22 protein-coding genes are annotated in these 24,183 nt (G+C 60.6%); 14 read left to right on the top strand and 8 right to left on the bottom strand.

From position 1 onward, the window contains the following. The first annotated feature begins 38 nt into the window (after nt 1-38). Nucleotides 39-542, top strand: a complete 504-nt coding sequence (locus BM338_RS12475; protein WP_090451173.1) for a hypothetical protein — start codon at nt 39-41, stop codon at nt 540-542. A gap of 259 nt (nt 543-801) precedes the next feature. Further along, nucleotides 802-1,137: an endonuclease domain-containing protein gene (locus BM338_RS12470; RefSeq protein ID WP_090451172.1), complete on the top strand. Its 336-nt coding sequence runs from the start codon at nt 802-804 to the stop codon at nt 1,135-1,137. 147 nt (nt 1,138-1,284) lie between these two features. Here BM338_RS12470 and BM338_RS12465 read toward each other — a convergent pair whose 3' ends face one another. The 4 genes from BM338_RS12465 to BM338_RS12450 form a co-directional block, all read right to left on the bottom strand. Next, entirely contained in the window at nt 1,285-2,664 is a 1,380-nt protein-coding gene (locus tag BM338_RS12465; RefSeq protein ID WP_090451171.1) for a leucyl aminopeptidase family protein, read from the bottom strand. Between the two features lie 147 nt (nt 2,665-2,811). Continuing rightward, nucleotides 2,812-3,513, bottom strand: coding sequence for an HAD family hydrolase (locus tag BM338_RS12460; protein ID WP_090451170.1), 702 nt, complete (start codon nt 3,511-3,513; stop codon nt 2,812-2,814). A gap of 8 nt (nt 3,514-3,521) precedes the next feature. Then, entirely contained in the window at nt 3,522-4,748 is a 1,227-nt protein-coding gene (locus BM338_RS12455; RefSeq protein WP_090451169.1) for a LysM peptidoglycan-binding domain-containing protein, read from the bottom strand. Nucleotides 4,749-5,074: 326 nt separating this feature from the next. Next, complete coding sequence (locus BM338_RS12450; RefSeq protein WP_090451168.1) at nt 5,075-6,448, bottom strand: Do family serine endopeptidase; 1,374 nt, start codon at nt 6,446-6,448, stop codon at nt 5,075-5,077. 619 nt (nt 6,449-7,067) lie between these two features. On the opposite strand from BM338_RS12450, the gene BM338_RS12445 reads away from it, so the two are divergent. The 6 genes from BM338_RS12445 (at nt 7,068) to BM338_RS12420 (ending at nt 13,917) form a co-directional block, all read left to right on the top strand. Then, entirely contained in the window at nt 7,068-9,230 is a 2,163-nt protein-coding gene (locus tag BM338_RS12445; protein ID WP_090451167.1) for an adenosylcobalamin-dependent ribonucleoside-diphosphate reductase, read from the top strand. A gap of 158 nt (nt 9,231-9,388) precedes the next feature. Beyond that, entirely contained in the window at nt 9,389-9,964 is a 576-nt protein-coding gene (locus tag BM338_RS12440) for a hypothetical protein (protein ID WP_177229323.1), read from the top strand. 100 nt (nt 9,965-10,064) lie between these two features. Continuing rightward, a complete protein-coding gene (locus BM338_RS12435) occupies nt 10,065-10,820 on the top strand; it encodes a TSCPD domain-containing protein (RefSeq protein ID WP_090451166.1) in 756 nt (251 codons plus the stop codon). A gap of 116 nt (nt 10,821-10,936) precedes the next feature. Beyond that, nucleotides 10,937-11,737: a hypothetical protein gene (locus BM338_RS12430; protein ID WP_177229322.1), complete on the top strand. Its 801-nt coding sequence runs from the start codon at nt 10,937-10,939 to the stop codon at nt 11,735-11,737. Between the two features lie 109 nt (nt 11,738-11,846). Further along, complete coding sequence (locus tag BM338_RS12425) at nt 11,847-13,211, top strand: tetratricopeptide repeat protein (RefSeq protein ID WP_177229321.1); 1,365 nt, start codon at nt 11,847-11,849, stop codon at nt 13,209-13,211. Nucleotides 13,212-13,401: 190 nt separating this feature from the next. Beyond that, nucleotides 13,402-13,917, top strand: coding sequence for a hypothetical protein (locus tag BM338_RS12420; RefSeq protein ID WP_090451164.1), 516 nt, complete (start codon nt 13,402-13,404; stop codon nt 13,915-13,917). 21 nt (nt 13,918-13,938) lie between these two features. Here the strand turns inward: BM338_RS12420 and BM338_RS21605 are convergent, their stop codons facing one another. Further along, nucleotides 13,939-14,109, bottom strand: a complete 171-nt coding sequence (locus tag BM338_RS21605; RefSeq protein WP_177229320.1) for a hypothetical protein — start codon at nt 14,107-14,109, stop codon at nt 13,939-13,941. Between BM338_RS21605 and BM338_RS12415 the strand changes: the two genes are divergently transcribed. Then, complete coding sequence (locus tag BM338_RS12415) at nt 14,108-14,998, top strand: CPBP family glutamic-type intramembrane protease (protein WP_090451163.1); 891 nt, start codon at nt 14,108-14,110, stop codon at nt 14,996-14,998. The two genes, BM338_RS21605 and BM338_RS12415, sit on opposite strands and share 2 nt — an antisense overlap. A 126-nt stretch (nt 14,999-15,124) precedes the next feature. Here BM338_RS12415 and BM338_RS12410 read toward each other — a convergent pair whose 3' ends face one another. Beyond that, a complete protein-coding gene (locus BM338_RS12410) occupies nt 15,125-16,711 on the bottom strand; it encodes a DUF4434 domain-containing protein (RefSeq protein WP_177229319.1) in 1,587 nt (528 codons plus the stop codon). A gap of 205 nt (nt 16,712-16,916) precedes the next feature. Here BM338_RS12410 and BM338_RS12405 point away from each other — a divergent pair, with 205 nt between their 5' ends. From BM338_RS12405 to BM338_RS12395, 3 genes are all read left to right on the top strand, one after another. After that, nucleotides 16,917-17,381, top strand: coding sequence for an LIC_13387 family protein (locus BM338_RS12405; RefSeq protein WP_177229318.1), 465 nt, complete (start codon nt 16,917-16,919; stop codon nt 17,379-17,381). A gap of 168 nt (nt 17,382-17,549) precedes the next feature. Next, nucleotides 17,550-18,581 (top strand): hypothetical protein, encoded by a 1,032-nt coding sequence (locus tag BM338_RS12400; RefSeq protein WP_090451160.1) that lies wholly within the window; start codon nt 17,550-17,552, stop codon nt 18,579-18,581. A 159-nt stretch (nt 18,582-18,740) separates the two neighbouring features. After that, nucleotides 18,741-20,600 (top strand): esterase/lipase family protein, encoded by a 1,860-nt coding sequence (locus BM338_RS12395; RefSeq protein WP_143109290.1) that lies wholly within the window; start codon nt 18,741-18,743, stop codon nt 20,598-20,600. 152 nt (nt 20,601-20,752) lie between these two features. Here BM338_RS12395 and BM338_RS12390 read toward each other — a convergent pair whose 3' ends face one another. Both BM338_RS12390 and BM338_RS12385 read right to left on the bottom strand, forming a co-directional pair. After that, nucleotides 20,753-21,226, bottom strand: coding sequence for a hypothetical protein (locus tag BM338_RS12390; RefSeq protein WP_343124158.1), 474 nt, complete (start codon nt 21,224-21,226; stop codon nt 20,753-20,755). Nucleotides 21,227-21,318: 92 nt separating this feature from the next. Beyond that, nucleotides 21,319-21,972 carry a hydrolase gene (locus tag BM338_RS12385; protein ID WP_090451157.1) on the bottom strand — a complete coding sequence of 218 codons (654 nt, stop codon included), beginning with the start codon at nt 21,970-21,972 and terminating at the stop codon, nt 21,319-21,321. Between the two features lie 197 nt (nt 21,973-22,169). On the opposite strand from BM338_RS12385, the gene BM338_RS12380 reads away from it, so the two are divergent. Together BM338_RS12380 and BM338_RS12375 are read left to right on the top strand one after the other, a co-directional pair. Beyond that, the gene (locus BM338_RS12380) at nt 22,170-23,063 is read left to right on the top strand and encodes a LysR family transcriptional regulator (protein WP_090451156.1); all 894 of its coding nucleotides are present in this window, start codon (nt 22,170-22,172) and stop codon (nt 23,061-23,063) included. Between the two features lie 768 nt (nt 23,064-23,831). Continuing rightward, nucleotides 23,832-24,143: a hypothetical protein gene (locus BM338_RS12375; protein ID WP_090451155.1), complete on the top strand. Its 312-nt coding sequence runs from the start codon at nt 23,832-23,834 to the stop codon at nt 24,141-24,143. Nucleotides 24,144-24,183 lie beyond the last annotated feature (40 nt).

Genomic DNA, 24,183 nt, shown 5'->3' with positions numbered 1-24,183 from the left:
ATTAAGCGCCTGCCTATCCCCCATGCCATGGAATGCCAATGACACCGACCACGCCCCAGGCCTTCATCATCCGCCGTGTGCCTGGTATCGGTCAGATGCCGTGGATTGAAGGGCTGACGTGCGCGCTGCTTGCCCTGATGGCGGCCTTGCTGTTCAAGGCATCCTCTGAAGCCACGCCAGGCAGCTTCGATGGCCCGGGACTCTTCATGTCCGCCCTGGCGGTGTCGCTGCTAACGACCTATCGGTTGGGCAAGGCCATCGTGGAGCACCTGCCGTTGAGCGTGTCGCCATCGGGCCAAGCCCTGCTGTGGCGATTCCGGCTGGCCTACCGCAACCCGCAGAAGGTGCTGCTGGAGCACAACTACAAACTCTGGTTTCGTACCTATGTCGTCTACGACAACGGGCGCTTGTTTGTCGCGGAGCACCACGACCACCGCGAGGATGAGGCGTTCGCCAACGAGCTTGCCGCGTTTCTCGGCGTAGCTGCGTACAAAAACGACAGCTCGGGGAAGCTGAGGAAGTTGGCTAGCAAGAAGAGTTGAGTGGTGCGTGTTGCGTGACGCGCAATGAAGGGCTCGACCCCACCCCAACCCTCCCCTGCTGCACGCAGGGGAGGGGGCCGGTTGTCGCGTGCTTTAGCTCCTCCCCCTGCTTTCAGGGGGAGGTTGGGAGGGGGTAAGGCTCTTGCGCCACCCTCTCAAATGATCAGCTTTAGATGACGTCGCGTAACTCCAGCGTCTGCTAGAGGTGGCTAAGCGGGCGAGGAAATCTTTGCAGCACCATTCACTGCAAGGACGCCCCATGCAACTCATCCGCCAGCGCGCTCGTCAGTTGCGCAACAACAGCACCGATGCCGAGCGCTGCCTATGGCGCTTCCTGCAACGCGAACAAATCGCCCGATACAAGTTTCGACGTCAACATCCACTAGCAGGCTACATCGTCGACTTTGTTTGCCTCCCTGCACGATTGATCATCGAGCTCGACGGCGGACAGCATCTCGATGCGCAAGCCTACGATGCAGAGCGCACGGCCAAACTGGTGCGATTGGGCTATCGCGTACGGCGGTTCTGGAATGACGACGTGCTATTGCGCACGCATGAGGTGTTGGAGGAGATCTGGAGGGAGTTGCAGAGGTAGTAGCGGTGTCGCAAGGGCTTACCCCCTCCCAGCCTCCCCCTGCAGGCAGGGGGAGGAGCTAAAGCTTGCGACACCTTGCTCCCTCTCCTGCTTGCAGGGGAGGGTTGGGGAGGGGTAAGCCCTTGCGACTCCCTCTCCCAATTTCCCTCAGCGCGAATAACGCCCCTGCAGAAAAGCAAAGAACGCCCGCACACCCATCGCCTCACCACCGCGCGGGCGACCCGGACGATCGGCGTCGTTCCACGCATACGTATCCAGATGCATCCACGCCGTCGATTCCGGCACAAAGCGCTCCAGATACAGCGCCGCGGTAATCGCACCCGCATGGCGCGATGCACCCGAGTTGGCGAAATCAGCCAGATAGGAGTCGAGCATCTTGCGATATGGACGCCACAGCGGAAGACGCCACAGCGGGTCGTTCACCACGCGGCCGGCGGCCAGCACGTTGTCGGCCAGCTCGTCGCGGTTGGCGAACAGCGCCGGCAGATCCGGACCCAGCGCGACGCGCGCGGCGCCGGTGAGCGTGGCGAAATCCACGATCAGGTCCGGCTGCTGTTCGCTGGCATAGGCCAGCGCATCGCACAGCACCAGACGGCCTTCGGCATCAGTGTTGTCGATCTCCACGCTATGGCCGGCACGGGTGATCACCACCTCACCCGGACGCAGCGCATTGCCGCTCACCGCGTTTTCCACGGCGGGAATCAACAGCTGCAGGTGCACTGGCAGTTTCGCTTCCATGATCAGGCGCGCCAGTGCGATCGCATGTGCGGCGCCGCCCATGTCCTTCTTCATCCAGCGCATGCCGTCGGCGGGTTTCAGATCCAGGCCGCCGGTATCGAAGCACACGCCCTTGCCGATCACGGCCAACTTCGGATGCTCGGCCTTGCCCCAGGTCAGTTCGATCAGGCGCGGCGAGCGATGGCTGGCGCGACCCACGGCATGAATAGTGGGGAAGTTGGCCTTGAGCAGCTCATCGCCCACCCATTCGCGCACCTTGCCCTTATAGGTCTTGCCGAGCTGGTTCACCGCCTCGGCGAGCTGCTTCGGACCCATATCTTCGGTGGGCGTGTTGACCAGGTCGCGCACTTGCGCGGTGGCATCCACCAGCGGTGCCAGTACCTGCAAATCAGCAGCGGCGACGGCCAGCTTGGCCGGCGCCCGCTTCGCTTTGCGGTAGCGGGTGAACTCATATGCACCCAGCGCCCAGCCCAGCGCCGCCTGCGATGAATCGGCCAGCACGCCCTCCGCCGCGAGGTGATAGCTGCCTTCCGGCAACAGGCGCGGCAGGTGTGCGAGAGCGCTCAGCGCGTCGGTCGCATCCACGCCCGCCAGCACACGCGCCAGCTTGCCGTTGGTATCGGAGAGCAGGGCGAACGTACCGGGCGCGGCTTCGAAGCCGGTCTCGCTCAGCCAGCGCCGCTGTGCCGCACTAAGGCGACGCTTGGTCGCGGTGAAATGCGCGGCGTCGGTGGTCTCGATGGCGATGCTCTGGCGATCGCCGGATTTGCGTTCGATCAATGCGGACATGGGACTCCATTCGGCGTGCATGCGCACGCAGGCTTACAAGACATAGCGAGGAATGATGCGCGCTTTCGTAAGCGATGCCTATGCCACTTAGTCGCATCCCGGCACAGGCCGGGATGACGATGTAAGTAAGTTCGATGGGTCTTCTGCTCAGCGCGTTACGGGATGCGCATCCAGCCAATCCGCGAGCGCTTCCATATCCGGCAGATCCAGATCCGGTGCTGCGCCCAGCAAGCCCGGCCACGGATGCCGTGAGCGATTGATCCACGCCGTACGCAACCCCGCTTCGCGCGCGCCGACCACATCAAGTTCCGGGTCGTCGCCGACATGCAGGATCTCGCCGGGCATCACGCCCAGGCGTTCGGCCGCGGTGGTGAAAATGAGGCGATCGGGCTTGGCTGCCCCGGTATCGCGTGCGCAGATGTGGTGCGCGAAATGCGCACGGATGCCAATCAAGTCCAGATCCGCGTTGCCATTGGTCAGGCTGGCCACCGGCCAGTGCGCGGTGATGCGCTCCAGCGCGGGCAGGCTGTCCGCATACAGCTCCACGCTGTTGCGGGCGGTGAAATAAATCTCCCACAACGCTTCCAGCGGCGCCTCGGCGATGCCGCAGGCGGCGAACGCACGCTGCATGGTGATGTGGCGCTGCGCGGTGAAGTCGTGGGCCAGGTCGGTGCGCTCGGCAGCCACCTGGGCGCGCAGAACGCGCATGGCCGGGATCGGCCATGCGCGCGCTACGTCGGGATAGTGCTGGCGCAGGTACGCATCCAGCTCGCGGTCCGCACGCTCCAGGGCCGGCAGTACCGGCCACAGGGTGTCGTCCAGGTCCAGCGTAAGGGCGCGGATGCGCACGTCAGCGCTTACTGCGCGCTGACCTTCAGCACCTGGCCGATCCGCACCATGTCGTTCTTCAGGCCGTTCCAGCTGCGCAGGTCGGACACGCTCACCGAATACTTCTTGGCGATCGCGCCCAGCGTGTCGCCCTTGCCCACGGTGTGGGTCTTGGCGTCGGCGCTGGCTTCGGCCTTCTTGGCGGCGCTTTCTTCATTGCGCGTGTCCAGCGCCTGCTTCGCGTCCTGGGTGCGCTCCGAAGTCGGGGCGACTGCGGCGCGCGAGGCATAGGTCGCACCTGGCGCAGCCACCGGCGTTTCCTGCGGCATCGGGCGGGCACCCACTTCGGCGAGGATCGTCGGGCGACGCGACGCATCCAGCTCGGCCAGTGCCGGCGCTTCGTCATACGGCACCAGCGAATGCTGGCGAGCGATGCTGCGCACCGTATCGGTGGAGAGGAAATCCACGAAGCCCTTCACCTGCGCGGCCTTCGGGTTGCTCTCGTTGGTGATCAGGTACACCGGGATAAACAGCGGATAGCTGCCGTCCTTCACCGTCGAGGTGGTGGCCGGCGCGCCGTTGATGTGGAGCATCTTCACCTTGCTGTTGCCGCTGATACCGGCCAGCGTGGTCACGCCCATCGCCTTCGGATCGAGCGTCACGGCCTCTTCCAGCTTGGCGGTATTCACGTACAGGCGCGGTGCCGCCACCGGCTGGCTGCCGCGACCGAACAGCAGCTTGCGCAGGCTGTATTCCACACCGTCGCCGGGGCTGGCCACGGCATATAAGTTGATCGGCTCGTCGTTGCCGCCGACGTCCTTCCAGTTGGTGATCTTGCCGTAGTAGATGTCATGCACCTGCTTCAGCGTCAGGCTGCTCACCGGGTTGGAGGGGTAGGTGATCATCACCAGCGCGTCCCACGCCATCGGCGTGAACACCAGGCTGCTCTCCGCCGTGCCGTCCGGGCCACGTGCGCTGCCGGCGAAATCCGCGGAGCCCTTGGCGACCGCGTCCAGGCCAGAGGCGGTGTTGAACGGCTGCACCTCGATCTTGCCCTTGCCAGCTTTTTCATAGGCCTTGGCCACATCGATCACGATGCCGCGCGCGGTGGTTACGTCGCCGCGCCACACCAGGGTGGGTACGGCCGGCTGAGCGGGCTTCTTGGAGGTCTTGGCTCTGGGCGCGGCAGACACCGCGGTAGCGGCGCAAACGCCGAGGAGTGCAACAGAAAGGATGCGTGCAAGACGGAAGGACATAGTGTTGGGAGACCCCGGGTTCGACTGAGTAAGGACTGCGTACTGCCGTCAATGGCATGCATGCGTGGGTAAAGCTGCGGTATTTCATCCGGCCGCCGGTGAAACATCAAGCGAGTTCATGCGCTTGGATGAAGAAAGGCGCTGTGATGTGCGCGTCATCGCATCGTGGCCCGGCTTGCTGAAACACAAGCTGACGCGGGGCTTCCATATCAAGGCCCGCTGCGACGCCCCTTAACCGCCCCCGTAGGAGCCCACCCTGTGGGCGACCGTTCTTGCGACGGCACCTTCCAAGCACACCCCTCGCACACAGGGTGCACTCCTACCGGTCAGCGAATATCGACGTAGCGCACGCCCTCGTCGCCTGACACCACCAGCACCAACTGCCGCGGGTTCACCCCGGCCAGGCGCTTCAGTGTCGCCAGGTTGGGAATGCGCAAGTTGCCCACGCCGATCACGATGTCGCTGCTGCTCAGTCCAGCCAGCGCCGCACGACTACCGGCACGCACCGAACCTACCGCCACACCAGCCACGCCCTGACCACGCAGGTTCTGCGACAGCTCGCTGAAGGTCACGCCGGCCAGGCGCGCATCTAGGCTGGCACCGTCCAGCGTCGCCAGCTTCTCCGGCGTGAGCTTGGCCACCACGTCGCGCGTAGCGCCGTTGCGCTGCACGCTGAGCTTCACCGCGCTGCCCACCGGCATCAGGCCTTCGGCGTTGCGCAGCTCCTGCGCGTTGCGCAGCGGCTTGCCGTCGATCGCGGTGATTACGTCGCCCACCTGGATATCCGCGCCATCCGCCGCCGAGCCGCTGCTCACGCGTGTCACCACCGCACCCGTCGTGCTCTTCAGGCCCAGCACCTGCGCAATGCGTGGCGAAATGTCCTGCGTTTCCACCCCCAGGTTGCCGCGGCTCACCTTGCCGTGTGCGATCAGCTGCTCCATCACCTCGCGGCTCAGGTTGGTTGGAATTGCAAAGCCGATGCCCACGTTGCCGCCCGAGGGCGAGAAGATCATGGTGTTGATACCCACCAGCTCACCGCGCAGATTCACCAGCGCGCCGCCCGAGTTGCCGGGGTTGATCGAGGCATCGGTCTGGATGAAGTTCTGGTAGCCAGTGCCGCCCAGCCCCGAACGCTGCAACGCCGACACGATGCCCGAAGTCACCGTCTGCCCCAGCCCGAACGGGTCGCCCACGGCCACCACGAAATCGCCCACGCGCAGCTTCGACGAATCCGCCATCGGCAACGCCTGCAGTCCGGTCGCCTGGATCTGCACCACCGCCACATCGGTATCCGGATCGGTGCCGATCAGCTTGCCCTTGAAGTCGCGCCCGTCCTGCAAGGTGATGGTGATGTCGTCCGCGCCGCCCACCACATGGTTATTGGTCAGCACATAACCCTTTGCCGCATCCACGATCACGCCCGAACCCAGGCTCTGCGCAATGCGCTGGCGCTGCCCGCCGGGCAGGCCGAAAAACTGGCGGAACACCGGGTCGTCGAAAAACGGGTCGCGCACCTGCACCCGCGTCTTGGTGGAGATATTCACCACCGCGGGCGTCACCTTCTCCAGCATCGGCGCCAAGGAGGGCAGAGGCTGTCCATCCACCGTCGGCGGCAACGTGGCATGACTGGCCAGCGGCACGACGGTGGCGAGCAGGGCAGCAAACAAGACGGCAAGGGGGCGAATGCGACGGTGTTGCATGAAGACTCCTCGACGAAGTTGAGCGTGAATATTGAATCGCCTCCGCGGCGGCAGCGCGAATCTTAAAACCTGTTTTGTGTGCCCCGTTTGAAGCGTGATCGCGCGCGCTTTGCCCCTCCCCCTGCAAGCAGGGGGAGGTTGGGAGGGGGTGAGCTCTTGAGATGTCACTGCACACTTGATGGCTTCACCCCACCCCAACCCTCCCCTGCTACACGCAGGGGAGGGAGCGAGTTTGCTGCAGCTTTCGGCAGCTTCATCGCGTGATCGCCTCGCACTACACGCCCCGGAAATCCGCCCACATTCGACTAGCCACAACACCCACGGTTCCAGTCGTCCAACCCGCCAAAACTCTTTGACATCAGACAACCACGGGGGTAACGTTCACCTCCGTTCGCAACCACAACATCTTGTGTATGGATGCCGGCGTTTTAACAAGTGCTGGTGTCATGTGACAGCTCTTAGGGGGAGCGGTTGCAGTCCAGGCAAGGAAATGTCCGGCAAGGGCTTCGCAAGACGGGTGGCAACGTCGTCACGGCGTAGCGGAAACCGAGCGGACGGATAAAGCCAACAATAAGAATCCAATGGGGCCGCAAGGCCGCACCGGGAGGTCAGGAAGCCGATGAGCACCGTGCGTGCACCAGCCGTGGGTCTGGAAATCAATCGAGATGGCGTTGCAATGATTCCCCTGCAGCCCGCATCACAAGACATCTGGGACAAGAAGTACCGACTGAAAGCCAAGTCGGGTGCCCCGGTCGACGGCAGCGTCGACGAAACCTATCAGCGCGTCGCGCGCGCACTCTCCGACGTGGAAGCCACGCCGGAACTCCGTGAGCACTGGAACGAGCGCTTCCTGTGGGCGCTGCGTCGCGGTGCGATTCCGGCGGGCCGCATCACCTCCAACGCGGGCGCGCTGGCGCACAAGCCGGCCACGTCCACCATCAACTGCACCGTGTCCGGCACCATCCGCGACTCCATGGACGACATCCTGGAGAAGGTGCACGAGGCGGGCCTTACGCTGAAGGCCGGCTGCGGCATCGGCTACGAGTTCAGCACGCTGCGCCCGCGCGGCGCGTACGTGTCGGGCGCTGGCGCCTACACCAGCGGCCCGCTGTCCTTCATGGATATCTACGACAAGATGTGCTTCACCGTCTCCTCCGCCGGCGGTCGCCGCGGTGCGCAGATGGGCACGTTCGACGTCGCGCATCCCGACGTGAAGGAATTCATCCGCGCCAAGCGCGAGGATGGCCGCCTGCGCCAGTTCAACCTCAGCCTGCTCGTCACCGACGGCTTCATGCAGGCGGTGGAGCACGACCTGGACTGGCCGCTGGTCTTCCCGGTGCACGTGAAGGAGCAGGACGAGATCGACCTCACCGACCCCGAAAAGGTCGTGTGGCGCGAATGGCCCACCCACGAAAACTACGTGGAGCGCGAAGACGGCCTGGTCGCCTGCAAGATCTACGGCCACATCCGCGCCCGCCACCTGTGGGACATGATCATGGTCTCGACGTATGACTATGCCGAGCCCGGGTTCATCCTGATCGACAAGGTCAACGAGATGAACAACAACTGGTGGTGCGAGCACATCCGCGCCACCAACCCCTGCGGCGAGCAGCCGCTGCCGCCGTACGGCTCCTGCCTGCTCGGTTCGATCAACCTCACCACCTTCGTGCGCGACCCGTTCGGCCCCAAGGCCCGCTTCGACTGGGACGAATACCGCGAAGTGGTGAAGGTGTTCACCCGCATGCTCGACAACGTGGTGGAGATCAACGGCCTGCCGCTGGAACAGCAGCGCAACGAGATCCTGGGCAAGCGCCGCCACGGCATGGGCTTCCTGGGCCTGGGCAGCACGCTGACCATGCTCAAGATGCGCTACGGCGCCGCCGACGCAGTGAGCTTCACCGAAGACGTCTCGCGCGAAATGGCCGTGGCCGGCTGGGAAGTAGCCCTCGACCTCGCCAAGGAAAAGGGCCCCGCCCCGATCCTGTTGCAGGACTTCACCGTCACCGGCGACATGCTGCGCAAGCGCCCGGAAATGGTCGCCGACGGCTACAAGGTGGGCGACACCATCCCCGGCCGCGTGCTGCACGCCAAGTACAGCCGCTACATGCAGCGCGTGGCCACCGTGGCGCCGAACCTGGTGGCTCAGCTCGCCGAAACCGGCGCGCGCTTCACCCACCACAGCTCGATCGCGCCCACCGGCACCATCTCGCTGTCGCTCGCCAACAACGCCAGCAACGGCATTGAGCCGAGCTTTGCCCACCACTATTCACGCAACGTGATCCGCGAAGGCCGCAAGACCAAGGAAAAGGTCGAGGTGTACAGCTACGAGCTGCTCGCCTACCGCGGCTTCATCAACGCTAACGCGATGCCGTTCACCGACGACCCGCAGAACAAGCTGCCGGAATACTTCGTCGCCGCGGACGACATCTCGCCCAAGGAGCATGTCGATATCCAGGCCGCCTCGCAAAAGTGGATCGATTCCTCGATCTCCAAGACTGCGAACGTGCCCACCGACTACCCTTACGAAGACTTCAAGGACATCTACTTCTACGCCTATAAGCAGGGCCTCAAGGGCTGCACGACCTTCCGTTTCAACCCTGCTGCATTCCAGGGTGTGTTGGTCAAAGAAGCCGATCTTGAGAGCACCCTCTACCGCTTCGAATTAGAAGACGGTAGCGTTATCGAACTGAAAGGCAACGAAGAAGTGGAATACGACGGCGAAATGCACACGGCCGCCAACCTATTCGATGCCTTGAAGGAAGGCTATTACGGCAAGTTCTGAGCGTGGGCCAGCCGCTTCTCGAAGCGGTTGGCCCGTGCGCGGTTCGATGTTCAACGCCTTGATAAACGCAGGCCCACGCCAAGTACTGAACTCACGTCGGAGGGGAAACCCAGATGTCTATTGATACCGATTTCGAAGTAATCGAAGTAATCCCGGCCATGCCGGAAGCCCCGGCCGCTTCGGCCGCAACCCCGGCCCCCAAGGCCAAGAAGGCTCGCAAGCCGGCCAAGAAAAAGGCCGCAGCTGCGAAGAAGGCCGCTCCGGCCAAGAAGGCTGCCAAGAAAGCGGTGAAGAAGACCGCCAAAAAGGCTGCCGCCAAGAAGAAGCCGGCTGCCAAGAAGGCCGCTGCCAAGAAAGCCGTGAAGAAAGCGGCCAAGAAGGCAGGCGCCAAGAAGACGGCCAAGAAAGCCGTCAAGAAGGCAGTGAAGAAGGTCGCCAAGAAAGCCGCTTCCGCCAAGAAGGCTGTGAAGAAGGTTGCCAAGAAGGTTGGCGCCAAGAAGAAAGTTGCTAAGAAGAGCAGCGCCAAAAAGGCCGTGAAAAAGACGGCAAAGAAGGCAGCAAAGAAGGTCAGCAGCAAAAAAACGGCTAAGAAAGTCGCCGTGAAGAAGACGGCCAAGAAGGCCGCCGGTAAAAAGACCGCCAAGAAAGCGGTCAAGAGGTCCACTGCCAGCAAGAAGGCAAGCGTCAAGGTCGCGCGCAAGCCGGCCAAGAAAGTTGCCCGCAAGAAGAAGTAAGTAACACCACGCTCCGGCCCGGCCGTGCGCCGGGCCGGAGCGTTTCGGCCCGCCGCGCGCCGATACCTCACGCCAACGCAACTGAAAAAAGTACATTCCTATGGCGATCAAGATCGAAAAGAAGATCAAGGGCTACAACGTCGTTAAGCCCGAGGACAAGGCCGCGCCCGCCGCAGCTCCCGCCGCGCCCAAAGAGGCCCCCAAGGCGGAAGTGATCCAGATGCACGAGAGCCTGGAGCGTCCCGAGACGCTCATCGGCTCCACCTACAAGATCAAGTCGCCGCTGTTCGAGCATGCGTTGTACGTCACCGTCAACGACATCGTGCTCAACGCCGGCACCCAGCACGAACAGCGCCGTCCCTTCGAGATCTTCATCAACTCGAAGAACATGGACCACTTCCAGTGGATCGTGGCGCTCACCCGCATCACCTCCGCCGTCTTCCGCAAAGGCGGCGACGTCACCTTCATGGTGGAGGAGATGAAGGCCGTGTTCGACCCGCGTGGCGGCTACTTCAAGGCCGGCGGCGTCTACATGCCCAGCATCGTCGCCGAGATCGGCACCGTCATCGAGCAGCATATGAAGATGATCGGCCTGATCCACGATCCAGAGATGGACGAGTCCACTCGCCGCCTCATCGCCGAGAAGCGCGCTGCTTATGAAGCTGGCGCTGCAAAAAAAAACTCTGATGTGAGTGCAGCGCCTGCTGCTGCCGCCTCAAGCGCTGCCGATACCGGCGAACCCACCAACGGCTTCCCGCCGGGCGCGACGCTGTGCTCCAAGTGCAATACCAAGGCGCTGGTGCTGATGGATGGGTGTCAGACGTGCCTCAACTGCGGATATAGCAAGTGCGGCTGAGCGTTGCTGCTATGCATTGAGCACCCGAAGGGCGGCAGTGATGTCGCCCTTTGTTATGTCCAGGAAGTGACGTAGCAACACGCGATTACAAAATCGCAAATCAGGGAGGAAGGGGAATGTTTGGATGGTTCCGCAAAGGGACTTTGCTGGGTTCCGAGCTCACCGAATGGCAGTTCGAGTGCTTTGATTGGCTGCTGAGGCATACCGGCGGTATTCAAGCTCTAAAGCAACGCAGCCTGGTATTACCCACGCCTCAAGCCTTTCCAGATAGAGGCCTGAAGGGACACGCCTTCGCAGAGGCCATCTTTGCGCGCGTGAAGCAATATGCGGGCATGGAGGGCTGGCCCTGCGAGCTGCAAGCCCAAGAAGAAGACCCGAACCAGTTGGTTGCTCCGGCCTTGCTGGTCAAGGGCAGCCCCTCCTCGCCAGCAGGAACATTTCGAGCAACTAAGTCTGGCGCCCTGATTACTTACCATCCCAGGCAGCTGGGCGACCCGATGTCGCTGGTTGCGACGTTTGCGCATGAACTGGCGCACTACCGAACAGCGGGCTTCGAAGAGCCGCCACCAGGTGGGTGGGAGATTTGGGAACCGGCGACCGACCTTGGCGCAGTCTTCCTCGGCTTTGGCCTCTTCCTGGCAAACTCCCGCTTTAACTTCTCGCAGCACTCCGATGGGCAGACCATGGGGTGGAGCTGGCGACAGCAAGGCTACGTCTCTGAGCCGGAAGTGCTCCACATGCATGCCATCTTATCGGTGCTGCTGGATTCACCCTGCGGAGAGACATTGCGGTATCTCAAGCCCGCGCTGCGAGGTATCTATAAGCGCGTCTACAGGGAGGTAAGGGGTGCGGCTGATGTGCTTGAGAGGTTGGGCCAGGGGGATATGGCCGTGGTTTCGGAGCCGTACTTACCATAGCGAAAAAAGGGCAGAGACATTGTTTCCAATAAATATCTCTGCCTCTTATTTTTTGATGTGAATCAAGATTCGTAGAGAGACTCCACAGGGGAGAGTTATGGGGAAGGTTATGTTCGCGATAGCTGCCGCTATCGCGCTGTCGGGTTGTGCGTCCAGTCCTGTGCAATCGGTGCCGACAGACGTTGAGAACGGCCCGGGCCACGTTGCAGCAGAGCTCAAGCGGCTCGAACCCTTGGTGGCTAAGGGCGACGCTGAAGCGGAATATCGCTTGGGCCATATGTACTCCCATGGCGAGGGCGTGCCTAAGGACGCCGCAAAAGCCTTGGTCCTGTATCGCGCATCGGCCGCTCAAGGAGATGCGGACGGCGAAAACGCTCTCGGCGTCTCTTACTACAAGGGCGAGGGGGTGCCGGAAGATCTGGACCAGGCCATCGCGCACTATTGGCAAGCTGCCGCCCAGGGAAATGCCAAGGCGGAATACAACCTAGGGTTCAACTACTTACGCGGCACAGGGTTGCCCCTGGATCCCACAGAGGCCGCGAAATGGTTCAAGTTGTCTGCCGCCCAGGGATACGTGTTGGCGGAGTATCAGCTTGGGTGGATGTACGACGAGGGCGTTGGCGTCGAACGAGACAACACGCTGGCTTTAAAGTGGTATCGCGCCGCGGCTGCCCAGGGTGACCCGGATGCGGAGAACAACCTGGGCCTAATGTATGACGACGGTCGCGGTGTGCCGCGCAGTGTGGAGCAGGCCATGGCCTGGTATCGGCAGGCGGCTCAGAAGGGAAGCGTCAAAGCGATGAACAATCTCGCCATCGTCTATCGCTTCGGTGACCAAGGGCAGCCGACGGACTATGGACAGGCCGTCTTCTGGTACAGCAAGTCGGCTGAGCAGGATAACTCAAAGGCGGAAAATAACCTGGGCGTAATGTACGAAGAGGGTCTCGGCGTCGCGAAGGACATGCAACGTGCCGTCGCCCTCTATCGCTCGGCCGCAGCACAGAGCTATGGCGAGGCGCAGGCAAATCTCGGCAGACTGTACGAGTACGGCATAGGTGTCGAAAGAGACTATGCGCAAGCCTTTCGTTGGTACTCGGCTGGCGCCAAACAGGGTGTTGGGAGCGCCGAGAACGGCCTCGGGGCCATGTATGCGAATGGCGAGGGTGTAGCGAAAAATGAGGTGGCTGCCGAGAAGCTGTTCCGCTCAGCCGCTGCGCACGGCTCTAGCGGCGGCTTGCTCAATATCGCCAAAGCATATTTCGTTGGAGTTAATCACCCCGCCAATCCAGCTGCTGGTTATGCGTTGGCCTATGTGGTGGCTGATATGAAGGATGCACCATCTGATGCAGCTAGCGTCCGCGACAGCATGCGCAAAGAACTCAATGCCGAACAGCTGGCTAAGATCACGGGCTTGATCGAGAGGATGCGTCAGCAAGATCCACTCGCAGTGCTTGATGGTGAAGCCAGAAACTAAGTTTTGATCAGTACAAAAAATAGATCAGAGACATTTTTTCAATGAATGTCTCCGAAAATTTGGGCCAGGTTGGACTTTCAGGGTTAGCGCAATCGGAGCTGCACTCTGGTCCCTAACCCTGAAGGTTGGCCGACAGAATGAGAGTTAAAAGTGATCCGAAGTGTTTCTCTAACAGGGGGAGGGCGCTCTGATGCGTTTGGCGGCTGTCTGTTTTCTATTTCTCGTGGCGGCTGGTTCTGCCTTGGCCTCAACCGGCGCTGTGCCTTCTCAACATGCTGAGAAAGATACGGACAAGTTCGTCAGGCTGACGGAAGCGCTTGAGGCGGACCCTCTCAGAAGCGATGGCAAAGCTATTCGCGGTTGGCTGTTGGAGTGGCTGACGGCAACGCCGGACTACACGGTCACCATTTGCGACATTCTTGGGCCGATCCCCAATGAAGATGGGGTGCCGCACGGTTCCGAGTTGCTCATGCAGCAGATGTTCGGCAACGCCGCGTATCAGATCAAAACCCCTGGCCAGACAGACAAGTTTTCCCAGCAGCTCGCAGGCATGGAGAGTGTCCTGCGGGCCTACTCCGCCATTCTGGCCAAAGACCCCGGTGCGCACATTCCGTACTTCGATGATTTGCTCGCAAGGCAACGCAACGGCTCGCTCAGGGAATTCATGGTGCTAGTCGTTGGTAAGGGTTGTGCGAACAAAGATTGATCGTGCATAAAGAGGGCGGGGTTAGATTGAACTGGCCTCGTTTTTTATTTCCGCTTTTGGAAGCTTCTTGCGAATCCAATAAGCAGTGCCTTCTGGCAGTTGAGCGTCGATAGCGACAGGAACAACCTGCGCCCGAAAGCCACCGTCCTGCCTGGTGGCAAACGTAAGCAACGCAAAAGAGGGCGCAGTCATGCATTCGTCTTTTCGCACGCCGGCGTGGTTTTACTTTGCACTCGCATTCGGTATCGCATGGGTCGCCTGGCTTTTCCCGGTGCTGGCGAGTCGCGGCGTCTTGCCACTTGGGCAAGGCACACAGTTGATATGTCTGTTTGCCGGCTCCTTTGGTCCTTTTGTGGGCGCCTTCCTGGCGGTCTACCGCGATGGTGGTTGGCCGGCGGTACGCGAATTTGCCGGCCGAGCCCTGCGCTATCGCATAGGGCTCATCTACTTCCTTAGCGCCGTATTGCTGGTGCCTGTTGCGGCTGGCTTGTCGATGGCATGGCTAGCCAACCACGGCGGCCCGCCGTTCGCCATTGCGGTGTCCTTGAGCCACCTTCCCCTGCTCTATCTGGAACTCTTCCTTTTCGGTGGCTCCGTCAACGAGGAGTTCGGCTGGTCCTATGCGATCGATCGTCTGGAGCAGAGGTACTGTCTGCTCCAGGCTGCGGCGCTGCTGGGCGTGATCTGGGGCTGCTGGCATATCCCGCTATTCTTCATTGCTGGGCTTACGCAGTCATTCATGCCCTTCTGGGCATTCCTGATCTTTACTGTAGCGTTCCGCATCGTGATTGTCTGGGGCTACGCAAGCACTCGTAAAAGCATTCTGATTGCGCTGCTCTTTCACACGGCGAGCAATCTTACCTTCAACCTCTTTACCGTGGTGGACCGCTCGCCGCAGCACGTTGAGCGTGGTTTTATCGGCTGGGCATTGATCATGCTCGCCGTCGCGCTGCTGGTTGCGCTTACCGCGCGTTGCTACCGCCGCGCAGCATCGAATGTGATCGACAATCCTCATGCCGGCACAAGCAACGAACGCGAACCTTTGAAAGGTTCCAGCCTGAGAAGCCGAGGAGATCAATAGAGGGCGACGGCTCACCGCCAACTTCAACACAGAGGGAAACTTGAGTCGGGTTGTACCTTCAGAGCCAGTTCTGCCGGAACTGCACTCTGACTCCATTTCTACTATTTCCATCGCTCGCAGATTTCCTCAAGGCTTGGAAACAATCTCCATCTCGCCAAAGAAAAGCCACCCACTGGTGGTAAAGAAGCGGAGCTTCAGGTAACGAGTATTTAAGCCTAGTGGGCTCTCATTGGAAAACACGTACTCGCTGTCGTAAGCCGCCGCATTTCCGGAACTCGGCCTTATGACGATCTCCTCGCCGCCGGTGTTGCACACCTGGCCTGATCCTGTCGGATAGCACCGAGCCAAATAGATGCCGCTGGGATACCAGTTGGTGCCATCGGCCGAAGCAAGGATCTCCATTTGGTTTGGAAGGAGGATGCCGCCGCTCGAGGCGTTAAGCATCTGTGCGGCAATCCAGTCGACTTTCGACGTCTTGCCGAAGTCCATCACGATCTCCGCTACATATTGACCTGTAGGCGCATCGGGATATTGCCAAGCAGGAATCCCAATCCAGGAAGATGAGTTAAATGACTTCGGGTCTCCCGGCATTCCGTCGAACAACTTGTTACCCGTATCCGGATAGCTCGTGGAGGGTGGTGTTGTCCATCGGTACGACGGAACCAGTAGTGTGCCTTCTTTGCCATAGATGGCCTTGTAGGCATCCTTGAGGCGAGCGGCGCCATAAAAAGTGCCATTGGAGGGCAGCGCAAGGCTTGTCATATGCGACAGCGGCAGCCAGCCAAGGCGCTTTCCAACATAGGCGGTGCTTGCAAGCGACAACTGCCTGTTGATTCTTTGGATGGATGCGGGAAGGTAGGCGCCACCGTAGCCAGACGACAGGGTGGCACCGTAGTCGAAGAGTTCGTTGACCGACCACAAGTAGTCGCGTCCGATCGCCTGGGATGCGTAATAGTAATAGTCCCCCACGCTCTGCTCACGTCCCCAGCCGACATCCTTGGCCCCCGTACCGACACTATCTTGTATCGCATACACATCTATGCCGGTCGCAGATATAAATCCGGACAGTCTTTGGGAAGTTTGCTGCGCGGAAAGCGGCTGTTGTCCCGGCTCGGTATACAGGTAAGGGGAAATAAGTATCGGTTTGTTGGACCGTGTCCTAAGATATTGAGCGAGCTTCGCGTCATGCGACGTTACAGCCGTGAACTCGGTGTCGCCTGGCTTGGCCAGCGCGGGTTCGTCGGGCAAATACCATCCGGCAAACGCACTGGCGTAGGGGCTTCCATTAATGACGCTCAGGATCGAATCAAGTGCTGGTGATAACTGGGCGATGGTGTAGTCGGTGATGTTGTAGTAGGGAGTGCAGTTCCACCAATCGGTGAAATACCCGAGCCCTACATATACTTTGATATTCCTGCTACTAGCCTGCTGCAGAATGTCGGACAGAGCGTTTGGCATGCCAGCTACCCACTGATAGCCGGCATTTTGTGCGCGAAGCGCGCACGAATACTGGAGTGTGGACTGGATGACCAGCGTATCCATGTCCAGCTCATTCATCTCTCCGGTGATCTGCGCAAGCTGCGTAGGCCTTATCGAAGGATTCAGGTACTCAGCCTGGATAAACGTCCCCCCGATGGGGAGAGTGGTTTGGGCGCCCGCGCCAGCTGAAAGTACGGCGAGTGCCACCGCGCTGATTGATTCAATCCATTTCATGACTGCTCTGGTTTCCTTGCCTGGGATATCGAGGCGAGTGCCTCGCCTGCAGAGTGAGGCAAAGGAGGCTACGAGAAAAGAGGCCGAACTGGCCGGCCTCTGACCGATGAGCAGCGGGTGGAAACCTGGGTCAGGCATTTCTGGCATTTTTTGATCAGTGGATGTCTCGGATCTTTTTTCCGTCCTATCATGATTCAGTCTTGATGTGATCCTGGCTGTAGCCTCGGAGAGCAACATGAAACCATTCGTTCTCTTGCGAATCGCATCGATCCTCACGCTGCTTTTTGCCGCCGGCCACACCTCGGGTGGATTGAGTCTCTGGTCTCCCGCTGGCGAAACCGACGTTCTTCGCGCCATGAGGTCGTTTCATTTCGATGCGGCTGGCACCAGTCGAACCTATTTGGACTTCTATCTCGGCTTCGGCTACATCCTCAGCGTCTACCTGTTCGCGCAAGCCGTCGTGTTCTGGCAGTTGGCCTCCATTGCTAAATCCGACGCCTATCGCACGCGCCCACTGATCGGCACCTTTCTGCTGGTGGCCATCGCATCCACCGTGCTCTCGTGGCGATTCATTTTTGTGGTACCGGTGATCTGTTCTGCCACGATTTCTGTTTGTCTTGCGCTGGCGTTCTTCTTTTCGGGAAAGCGCGGCAGCGGTGCGGCGAAGTAAGCATGCAATTTCGGGAGATGGCAGAGACGTTCCCGGAATGGGATGCCTGCCGCATTGCATCAAGGGCAGCGAGCAGATGCTGAAGTAGTGCTTTTCGTAAACAAGGTGGCTTCGCCTTGGTGTGGTTGGTATGCGAACGCGTGCAACACGGCAAAGGAGCTATGTGTGATGAGCGCTGACTATGAAGCACTGCTGCGTCAATTGCAGAGCCTGCAGACGCAGGTCAACGATTTGCAATATCAGTTGCAACGTAACCGGATACGCCGACGCTCAATCAGGGCGGTGATAGGCGCTACCGTGGTGGCGCTGTTATGTAGCTGGGCCGCTTACAGCCAAACCAGTGAACCCGAATTCACTCTGATGAAGCAGGTGGCGAGTCTCGAAACGCGCATGGAGACCATCGAGAAACAGCTAGCCTCCGGCAAATTCAAGGCGCCTTTCAGCGTGGTCGACGAGAAGGGCGCGCCGATCATGTCGGTATTCTCTGGAAGCAACCGCGGCATCTACGTGCTGAACGACGCCACCAAGCCAGGCGTGACGGCCAAAGGTGTTTCCATCGAGGCCGGTGATCAGGTTGGCGTGCGCGTGCGCAGTGACAATCAGCAAGCCTGGATGGGTAGCCTGCAGCAGGGCGTTGCCGTTTATGTGGCGGGTGGCACCGGTGAAGACGACATCAGAACCCTCATGGATTACGAGGGCGGTTTCGAGGTGCGCCGTACCAATAAGCGCGTGGCCGCTTTGGGGGTTACGGCAAAGAACAACATCGCCTTGCGGTTCTATTCGCCAACCTATGGGCCGACGCGTCCGCTGGTTGCCATGGGCGTTACCACTAACGATAACCATGGTGGGCTCGACGTAACGGATCCGAACGGCAAACTGCTCACGCGGATCAATAGCGTTGGCAACAAGACCGGCTTTGTCAGCGTCTATCCAGCGGCCGATACACCCTCGGCCAGTTTGCAAATCAACGACACGGGCGGCTTGCTGTCGGTGACCGATTTACACGGTACGGCGATTGCCAGCCTGTCGCAGGGGCACGCCGGCGGCAAGCTTCAGTTGACGGATTACAGTGGTGAGGTGATGGTCTTGGCAGGTGTTACCGACAACCTGCATGGCTCGGTGTTTGCTGGACCCGAGAGTATGCCCAGTGGTGCACCGGGACTGCCGATCAGTTCCATCGTTGGCAAACCACATGAGTGAATCGCTTGCTGAAAAGGGGCGCTTTATTTCTAGTTGACCGATGTCGGAAGTGAGCCCGACTCCCATGGTCGGACTACGCCGTCTAGCTAGTTGCCGCCCCCCGTGCCTAGCGAGAGCATTCTCCACTGTCCGCCATGTTCGGCACCTGGGAGAAGGTCCATGGGCATCTTGCGGCGCGTATCGGCTTTCCTCGGGGGAAGTCGGCGTCAGGGGGCGTGGCGGCTGGCTGCCGTGGCGGTGATGAGTCTGGTGCTATGCCTCTCGGCCTGCTCGGGCGGGGACAAGCCCGGTGAGTCGGGCGCGGCAACGCATCCCGTGGGTACCGATGGAAGTACCACGCCGCCTAAGTGGGTTTACCAATCGACCCCGCACGCGCAAGTGGCGGTGGTATTCGTTCATGGCATCTTCGGTGACACCCTGGGCACGTGGACCAACGACAACGGCACCACGTTCTTCAAATTGCTCAAGGATATGCCCGGCATCGGCGACCGAGTGGATGTCTATGCCTTCGGCTTTGAGTCGTACATGTTCAAAGGCGGCTCGCTCGACATGCTCGGGGCAGCCGACAAGCTGGACGACTACCTGAAAGCCGCGGGCGTCTGGGATTACCCATCGGTGGTCTTTGTTGCGCACAGCATGGGCGGCCTCGTGGTGATGCGGGAGCTGGTGAAGCATCGCGAGCACCTCGACCAGGTGCCGCTACTGGTGCTGTACGCGACGCCACAGGAAGGGGCTTCCATTACCTCCTTGGCGCAACACGTGGTGAGCAACCCGGCGATTGCCGAGATGTTCCAGCTCGACAGCAATACGTACCTGCAGACACTGGATAGCGACTGGCGCTCGCTGGATAAGGAGTTGCGGCCCACAGTGGTCTGTGCCCGCGAAACCAAGGAAACCCATGGCGTGATGATCGTGCCGATGTCCAGCTCGTCGCGCTTTTGCGACGACGCGCCTTCGGCGATCGGCGGCGCCGATCATCTGAGCATCGTCAAGCCGCAAAGCGCAGACGACCATGCCGTAGTGGTTCTGTTCAATGCCCTCCGCGAAATCGTGTTCGGCACGCCGGAGCACCCTCTGCTAGCGCTGCCCAGCTTCAAAGCGGAAGACAATCACTGGACCTTTGATCTTCACAGCCCCAGCGGCGATAACGCCGCCGTGCTGACTAACAACGGCAAGCACATGCTCAACTACACCACGACGGCGGATTCCGATCTGCAGTTGTGGCGACCCGACCAGGGCGGTATTCCTTCGGGTCATTCGGGCGTGCTTATGCTCGCCATTCGACCGTCGGTGATCCGCGCCCAGTACAGCTTTGATATCCAGGTGCCCGTGCTTGGGCAGCGCCATGTGATCGTGCGCGTGCCTGACGTGTCAGCCGTGCAGGGCAAGCAGGATGAGTTGCTCAGCACCATGGCTGCGCACATGAAGGAGTACTTGGCGACGGTCCCGCCCACCTTGAGCGCCGAGGAGCGCAATGCGGGCCTCGCCGCCGCCGCCGGCGACGTGTTGGCGAAGGCGTCGCCAGACCTGCCGCCATCGGCCCGCTGGGTCATGACAGCCGACGCCCTGGCGTTCGTGGGGCTCAATGACGTCGCCAGCCACGCATTGAACAAAGCCGGGCAAACCTCCCCAGACATCCTGCGATCCACCAACGCGCAACTGGTTGCCCAGTCCATCGCCACGCAAAGTGGCAAGCCCCAACAAATCACGGGCGACGCCGTGGTACCGAAGCTGACCACCGAAGTAGCGAACGCCAAGTTCGTCGCCAACCAGGATCGTTTGAGCCACATCATCGCGACCGATCCGCAAGCCTGGACAGACCTGTCAGCCAAGTTCCAGGACATCCCCGTCATGCAGTCCGAAGGCCTAGGCCTGAAAGGCGATGTTCTCAAAGCGCAGGGCAAGGTCGAGGACGCCAAGAAGGCTTATATCGACGCTGGCAAGGCGAAGTCATCGCCGTTGATCGACAGGAAGATCGAGGCGGTCAAGCTTCAGCAGACGCAGCAGATACATCTATAGATGCCGCAGCGGCAATCAGAGGGGTAGGGGCGCCCTATAGAAACCCGGGTCAGGTTGCAGAAACCCGGGACGATCCAGTTGATGCGGAAGCACTTAGGGAAGCATGGCTTGTTGTGACCGGGCGACAGCCAACCCTTACACGCGGGCCCGGCCTATATAGGCCGCCTGCCTACTGGCCTGCTCGGCCATTGCGTCCGCTTTTTTACCCAGTTGAATCCGCAGCTGGAAGCGGATGTTGGACCATTTGAAGTGGCCGTCAGCGATTGCGGAGCCATGGAGGCGGCCTCCGCGATCACGTCGGCTACCTGGGACGGACGCGACACCATGGGCACATAACCCGTCGACAAGGTGGTCGTGTTGGCCTTGAGCTTCTTCGCGAGAGTGCGCTGTGCGTCCGGATGGATCACGCGATCGTTGTTGGCGACGATGTACCAGCTCGGTTTTCCAGACCACGCGGCAACAGTGACTTTCTCTTCGAAGTTCGCGCCCCATACGGCTCCTTGCGTCGTTGCGATCAGATCCATGGTCCTTTCTATGAGGCGATGGATAGCCAGGCTGGGCCGGCTGCTGTCGCGGGTAATAGCTGGAGGAAGTGGTCGTTGATCAGCCGGCCGCTCTGCATTCATGCATGAGCAGCCGTCTTGTGAAGCGGGGATGACGGAGTTCGATAAGCAGCCAGCATGTTGGCGCCGATCGAACTCTCGCTATCCCGCTTGGATCAGCCTTTGGGATTCGGCACCGGGGTGTTGAGCAGTTGCTGCTCCCACAGGAATGCAATGCCGCTACCAGCGACGTGCTGCTTGAGCACGTCGGCCAGCTCGGCGGCGTGCTCGGTCCGGGCCCAGTCGCGCTGCCATTCGGACGCCAGCGCTAGCCAGGTCATCATGTTCGCACCGGCCGCGATCATGCGCTGGATAGCAACCTCATGTGCCTCGACCGAAGTCCCTCCTGACGCGTCGGTGATGACCGTCACGTCCCAGCCTTCGCCAAGCGCCTGGATCACCGGCATCGCGACGCAAACTTCGGTCCACAGGCCGGCGATGATCAGCTGCTTGCGGCCCGTCGCCTTGACCGCGTCCACCACCTTCTGATCCTGCCATGTATTGATGAACGTCCGGTCGATCACTTCCTGGCCGGGGAACACGTCGGTGATGTGCGGGAAGATGAGACCACCCCGATCAGCGATCACGCTCGTCAGGATGGTGGGGACGCCGAAGGCCTTGGCGGTCTTCGCCAGCGCCGTCGAGTTGTTGACCACCATCTGCGGATCATGGCTGTTCAAGTTCGCGAGCTGGTACGGCTGGTGGTCGATCAGAACGAGTACCGAGTCTTCCGGACGAAGAAGCGAAGCAAGGCCGTTACGAAAAGTCATGGATACATCCTTTGCTGCCGTTGTGGGTGAGGTGTGCAGGGAGACATGCATCAACGGGTGCGCTGCCTCGGGGCAAACCTTGTCATTCCCACGCGTGATGCGGTAGCGCCATGTCGTGTCAAGCTGTGTCGCAAAATGAGGAACGCCGAATTGGATATCTTTGTGTCAGGCTGTATCGCGAAATCGGGAACGCGAAGTTGGACATCGAAGAGCTGCGCACATTTGTAGAAGTTGCCGATGCCGGGGGCGTTTCGCCTGCCGCGCGCCGGCTTGGCGTCTCCAAGTCCATTGTCAGTCGGCGGCTCGGCCGGCTTGAAGCAGAACTCGGCGTCCAGTTGCTTGCACGAACCACTCGTGGCGCCGCCCTCACTGAAGCCGGGGTCACGTTTCGAGAGCATGCGGCCAGAGCCTGCGCCGAGATCGACGCGGCCAGAGAAGCGATTTTTCCCGAGGGTGACCTTCGCGGCCGCTTGCGTATTGCTGCGCCGCTTTCTTTCGGCCCGACCCACTTCGCTTCCGTGCTCGCGGAAATGGCGCGACGTCACCCGCAGCTTCACGTCCATACCTCCTACAGTGATCGCTTCGTTGATATCGTCACAGAGGGGTTTGATTGTGCGATCCGGGTTGGTTATCTCCAGGACTCCAGCTTGATCGCAAGATGCGTCGGGCCGCTTTATGGAAAGCTTGTCGCGAGCCCGGACTATGTCAAAGCACACGGTTCTCCCGAGACGCCGGAGGAACTTGCCGCCCATGAGGCCCTCATGCAGGGAACGGAAGCCTGGCAGTTCATGGATGGCGACGAGGTCATCACGGTTCAGCCACGGGGGCGCTTTAAAGCCGACAACGGTACGGCGCTCATTGCCGCCGCCGTCGCAGGACTCGGCATCGCTTGGCTTCCCGATGGCCTCACTAATGAATATGTGACCTCCGGCGCGCTTGTACCGGTCATGACACGCTATCCGCCACCTCCGGCAGGTATTTATGTCATCCGCCCGCCAGGCCAGCATCCCGCACGGAAGGTACGGGTGCTCACCGAATTGTTGATCGAGTGTTTCGAACAGGCCCCGCATCTTGCGGGTGTTAGTCGCTAAAGCAACTCTCGAACAACCCTTCATCGAGTTCGTCATCCCGGCTTTCGCCGGAATGACGAGTAAGGAGAGGCTTTTCGAGGTTTCCTAAAGCATGGAAACCGGGTCAGGTTGGACTTTCAGAGCTGGCTCTGACAGAACTTCACACAACCCGCGAGATTTAAGTTCGCCAATTCAAAGCGTGTGGACGCCAACGTTCCTATCGATAGCATTCGCAAGCGTCATCAGCGGATGACACATCCCGCATACGCCATGCAGTCCAATCCCTACAGACGTCTATCTGATCTTTTGCTAGCTTCGTTCTGTTGCTTGCGGAGTCTGTTGCACGTCGACGCAAGCAACCATTGCAGTGATGCAGTGTAGAAGCGCGAGCCAGAGGTGTTACGAGCACCCCTGACCCGCTAACCAAACCAACTAACGGAGAGTTGATATGGCTAAGCCAGATCATACGGTACTCGTTCGCCCGCCGAACCCCTCGGCGGCATCCTCACCGATAAACCGGGCCGCTCGCGTTATCAGCGAGCACGATTGAGGAACCGCGGCACTGCCGTTTCCATGCGATTCCACTCAAGCCGTTGCACCCGGCGCGTTGCTGTGTGCTTCGATGGAAAGCGCAGACGTCGCGATCCACTTCTTCAATCACACCGCACCGGCGCTCAAGCATGAGCCGTCGGTGAGCCCTTGAGTCCTGTGATCGCCCCGCGGCACGTCGCGCATTAAGTGCGGTGTGCCGCACCTGGGACAACAAGGGTGGCTACCAAGGAGATAGGTATGAACAAGGATCTTGGAGATCGCTGGTTGCTGCGCCACGCCGGCTACTACGCCGACCCGCAAGCCGCGCCCACCGATCTATTGAACGACGCTACCGAGTGGCTGGGGTACGCGCGAGGCATGGTCGACGTGTTGTCGGAATTGGTGTTTGAAGCGGACACCGTCAACGTGCGTCGCCTGTCGCTGGCGATGGATGGCGTCAGCGTGTTGATGGACATGAGCGCCCGCTCCGTCGCGCAGGCGCATGCGCATTGGTTAGTGAGTGCGGCAGGGGAGCCATATGTAGAGACAACGGCGAGCAATGACGCATGAAGTAGGGGCGGTGTGGCTTCCGTCTCTGTGGGGCAAGAAG

It is taken from the genome of Dyella sp. OK004 (assembly GCF_900114495.1).
Classification (GTDB): domain Bacteria; phylum Pseudomonadota; class Gammaproteobacteria; order Xanthomonadales; family Rhodanobacteraceae; genus Dyella_D.
Note: the sequence above shows the minus strand (reverse complement) of the source record. Positions and strands in the feature narration are given on the sequence as shown.

Excerpts from the sequence above, each read along its gene's own strand:
- BM338_RS12475 (WP_090451173.1), top strand. The coding sequence starts at position 39 with ATGACACCGACCACGCCCCAGGCCTTCATCATCCGCCGTGTGCCTGGT.
- BM338_RS12470 (WP_090451172.1), top strand. The coding sequence starts at position 802 with ATGCAACTCATCCGCCAGCGCGCTCGTCAGTTGCGCAACAACAGCACC.
- BM338_RS12465 (WP_090451171.1), bottom strand. The coding sequence starts at position 2,664 with ATGTCCGCATTGATCGAACGCAAATCCGGCGATCGCCAGAGCATCGCC.
- BM338_RS12455 (WP_090451169.1), bottom strand. The coding sequence starts at position 4,748 with ATGTCCTTCCGTCTTGCACGCATCCTTTCTGTTGCACTCCTCGGCGTT.
- BM338_RS12450 (WP_090451168.1), bottom strand. The coding sequence starts at position 6,448 with ATGCAACACCGTCGCATTCGCCCCCTTGCCGTCTTGTTTGCTGCCCTG.
- BM338_RS12445 (WP_090451167.1), top strand. The coding sequence starts at position 7,068 with ATGAGCACCGTGCGTGCACCAGCCGTGGGTCTGGAAATCAATCGAGAT.
- BM338_RS12440 (WP_177229323.1), top strand. The coding sequence starts at position 9,389 with ATGCCGGAAGCCCCGGCCGCTTCGGCCGCAACCCCGGCCCCCAAGGCC.
- BM338_RS12435 (WP_090451166.1), top strand. The coding sequence starts at position 10,065 with ATGGCGATCAAGATCGAAAAGAAGATCAAGGGCTACAACGTCGTTAAG.
- BM338_RS12430 (WP_177229322.1), top strand. The coding sequence starts at position 10,937 with ATGTTTGGATGGTTCCGCAAAGGGACTTTGCTGGGTTCCGAGCTCACC.
- BM338_RS12425 (WP_177229321.1), top strand. The coding sequence starts at position 11,847 with ATGTTCGCGATAGCTGCCGCTATCGCGCTGTCGGGTTGTGCGTCCAGT.
- BM338_RS12420 (WP_090451164.1), top strand. The coding sequence starts at position 13,402 with ATGCGTTTGGCGGCTGTCTGTTTTCTATTTCTCGTGGCGGCTGGTTCT.
- BM338_RS12415 (WP_090451163.1), top strand. The coding sequence starts at position 14,108 with ATGCATTCGTCTTTTCGCACGCCGGCGTGGTTTTACTTTGCACTCGCA.
- BM338_RS21605 (WP_177229320.1), bottom strand. The coding sequence starts at position 14,109 with ATGACTGCGCCCTCTTTTGCGTTGCTTACGTTTGCCACCAGGCAGGAC.
- BM338_RS12410 (WP_177229319.1), bottom strand. The coding sequence starts at position 16,711 with ATGAAATGGATTGAATCAATCAGCGCGGTGGCACTCGCCGTACTTTCA.
- BM338_RS12400 (WP_090451160.1), top strand. The coding sequence starts at position 17,550 with ATGAGCGCTGACTATGAAGCACTGCTGCGTCAATTGCAGAGCCTGCAG.
- BM338_RS12395 (WP_143109290.1), top strand. The coding sequence starts at position 18,741 with ATGGGCATCTTGCGGCGCGTATCGGCTTTCCTCGGGGGAAGTCGGCGT.
- BM338_RS12390 (WP_343124158.1), bottom strand. The coding sequence starts at position 21,226 with ATGAATGCAGAGCGGCCGGCTGATCAACGACCACTTCCTCCAGCTATT.
- BM338_RS12385 (WP_090451157.1), bottom strand. The coding sequence starts at position 21,972 with ATGACTTTTCGTAACGGCCTTGCTTCGCTTCTTCGTCCGGAAGACTCG.
- BM338_RS12375 (WP_090451155.1), top strand. The coding sequence starts at position 23,832 with ATGAACAAGGATCTTGGAGATCGCTGGTTGCTGCGCCACGCCGGCTAC.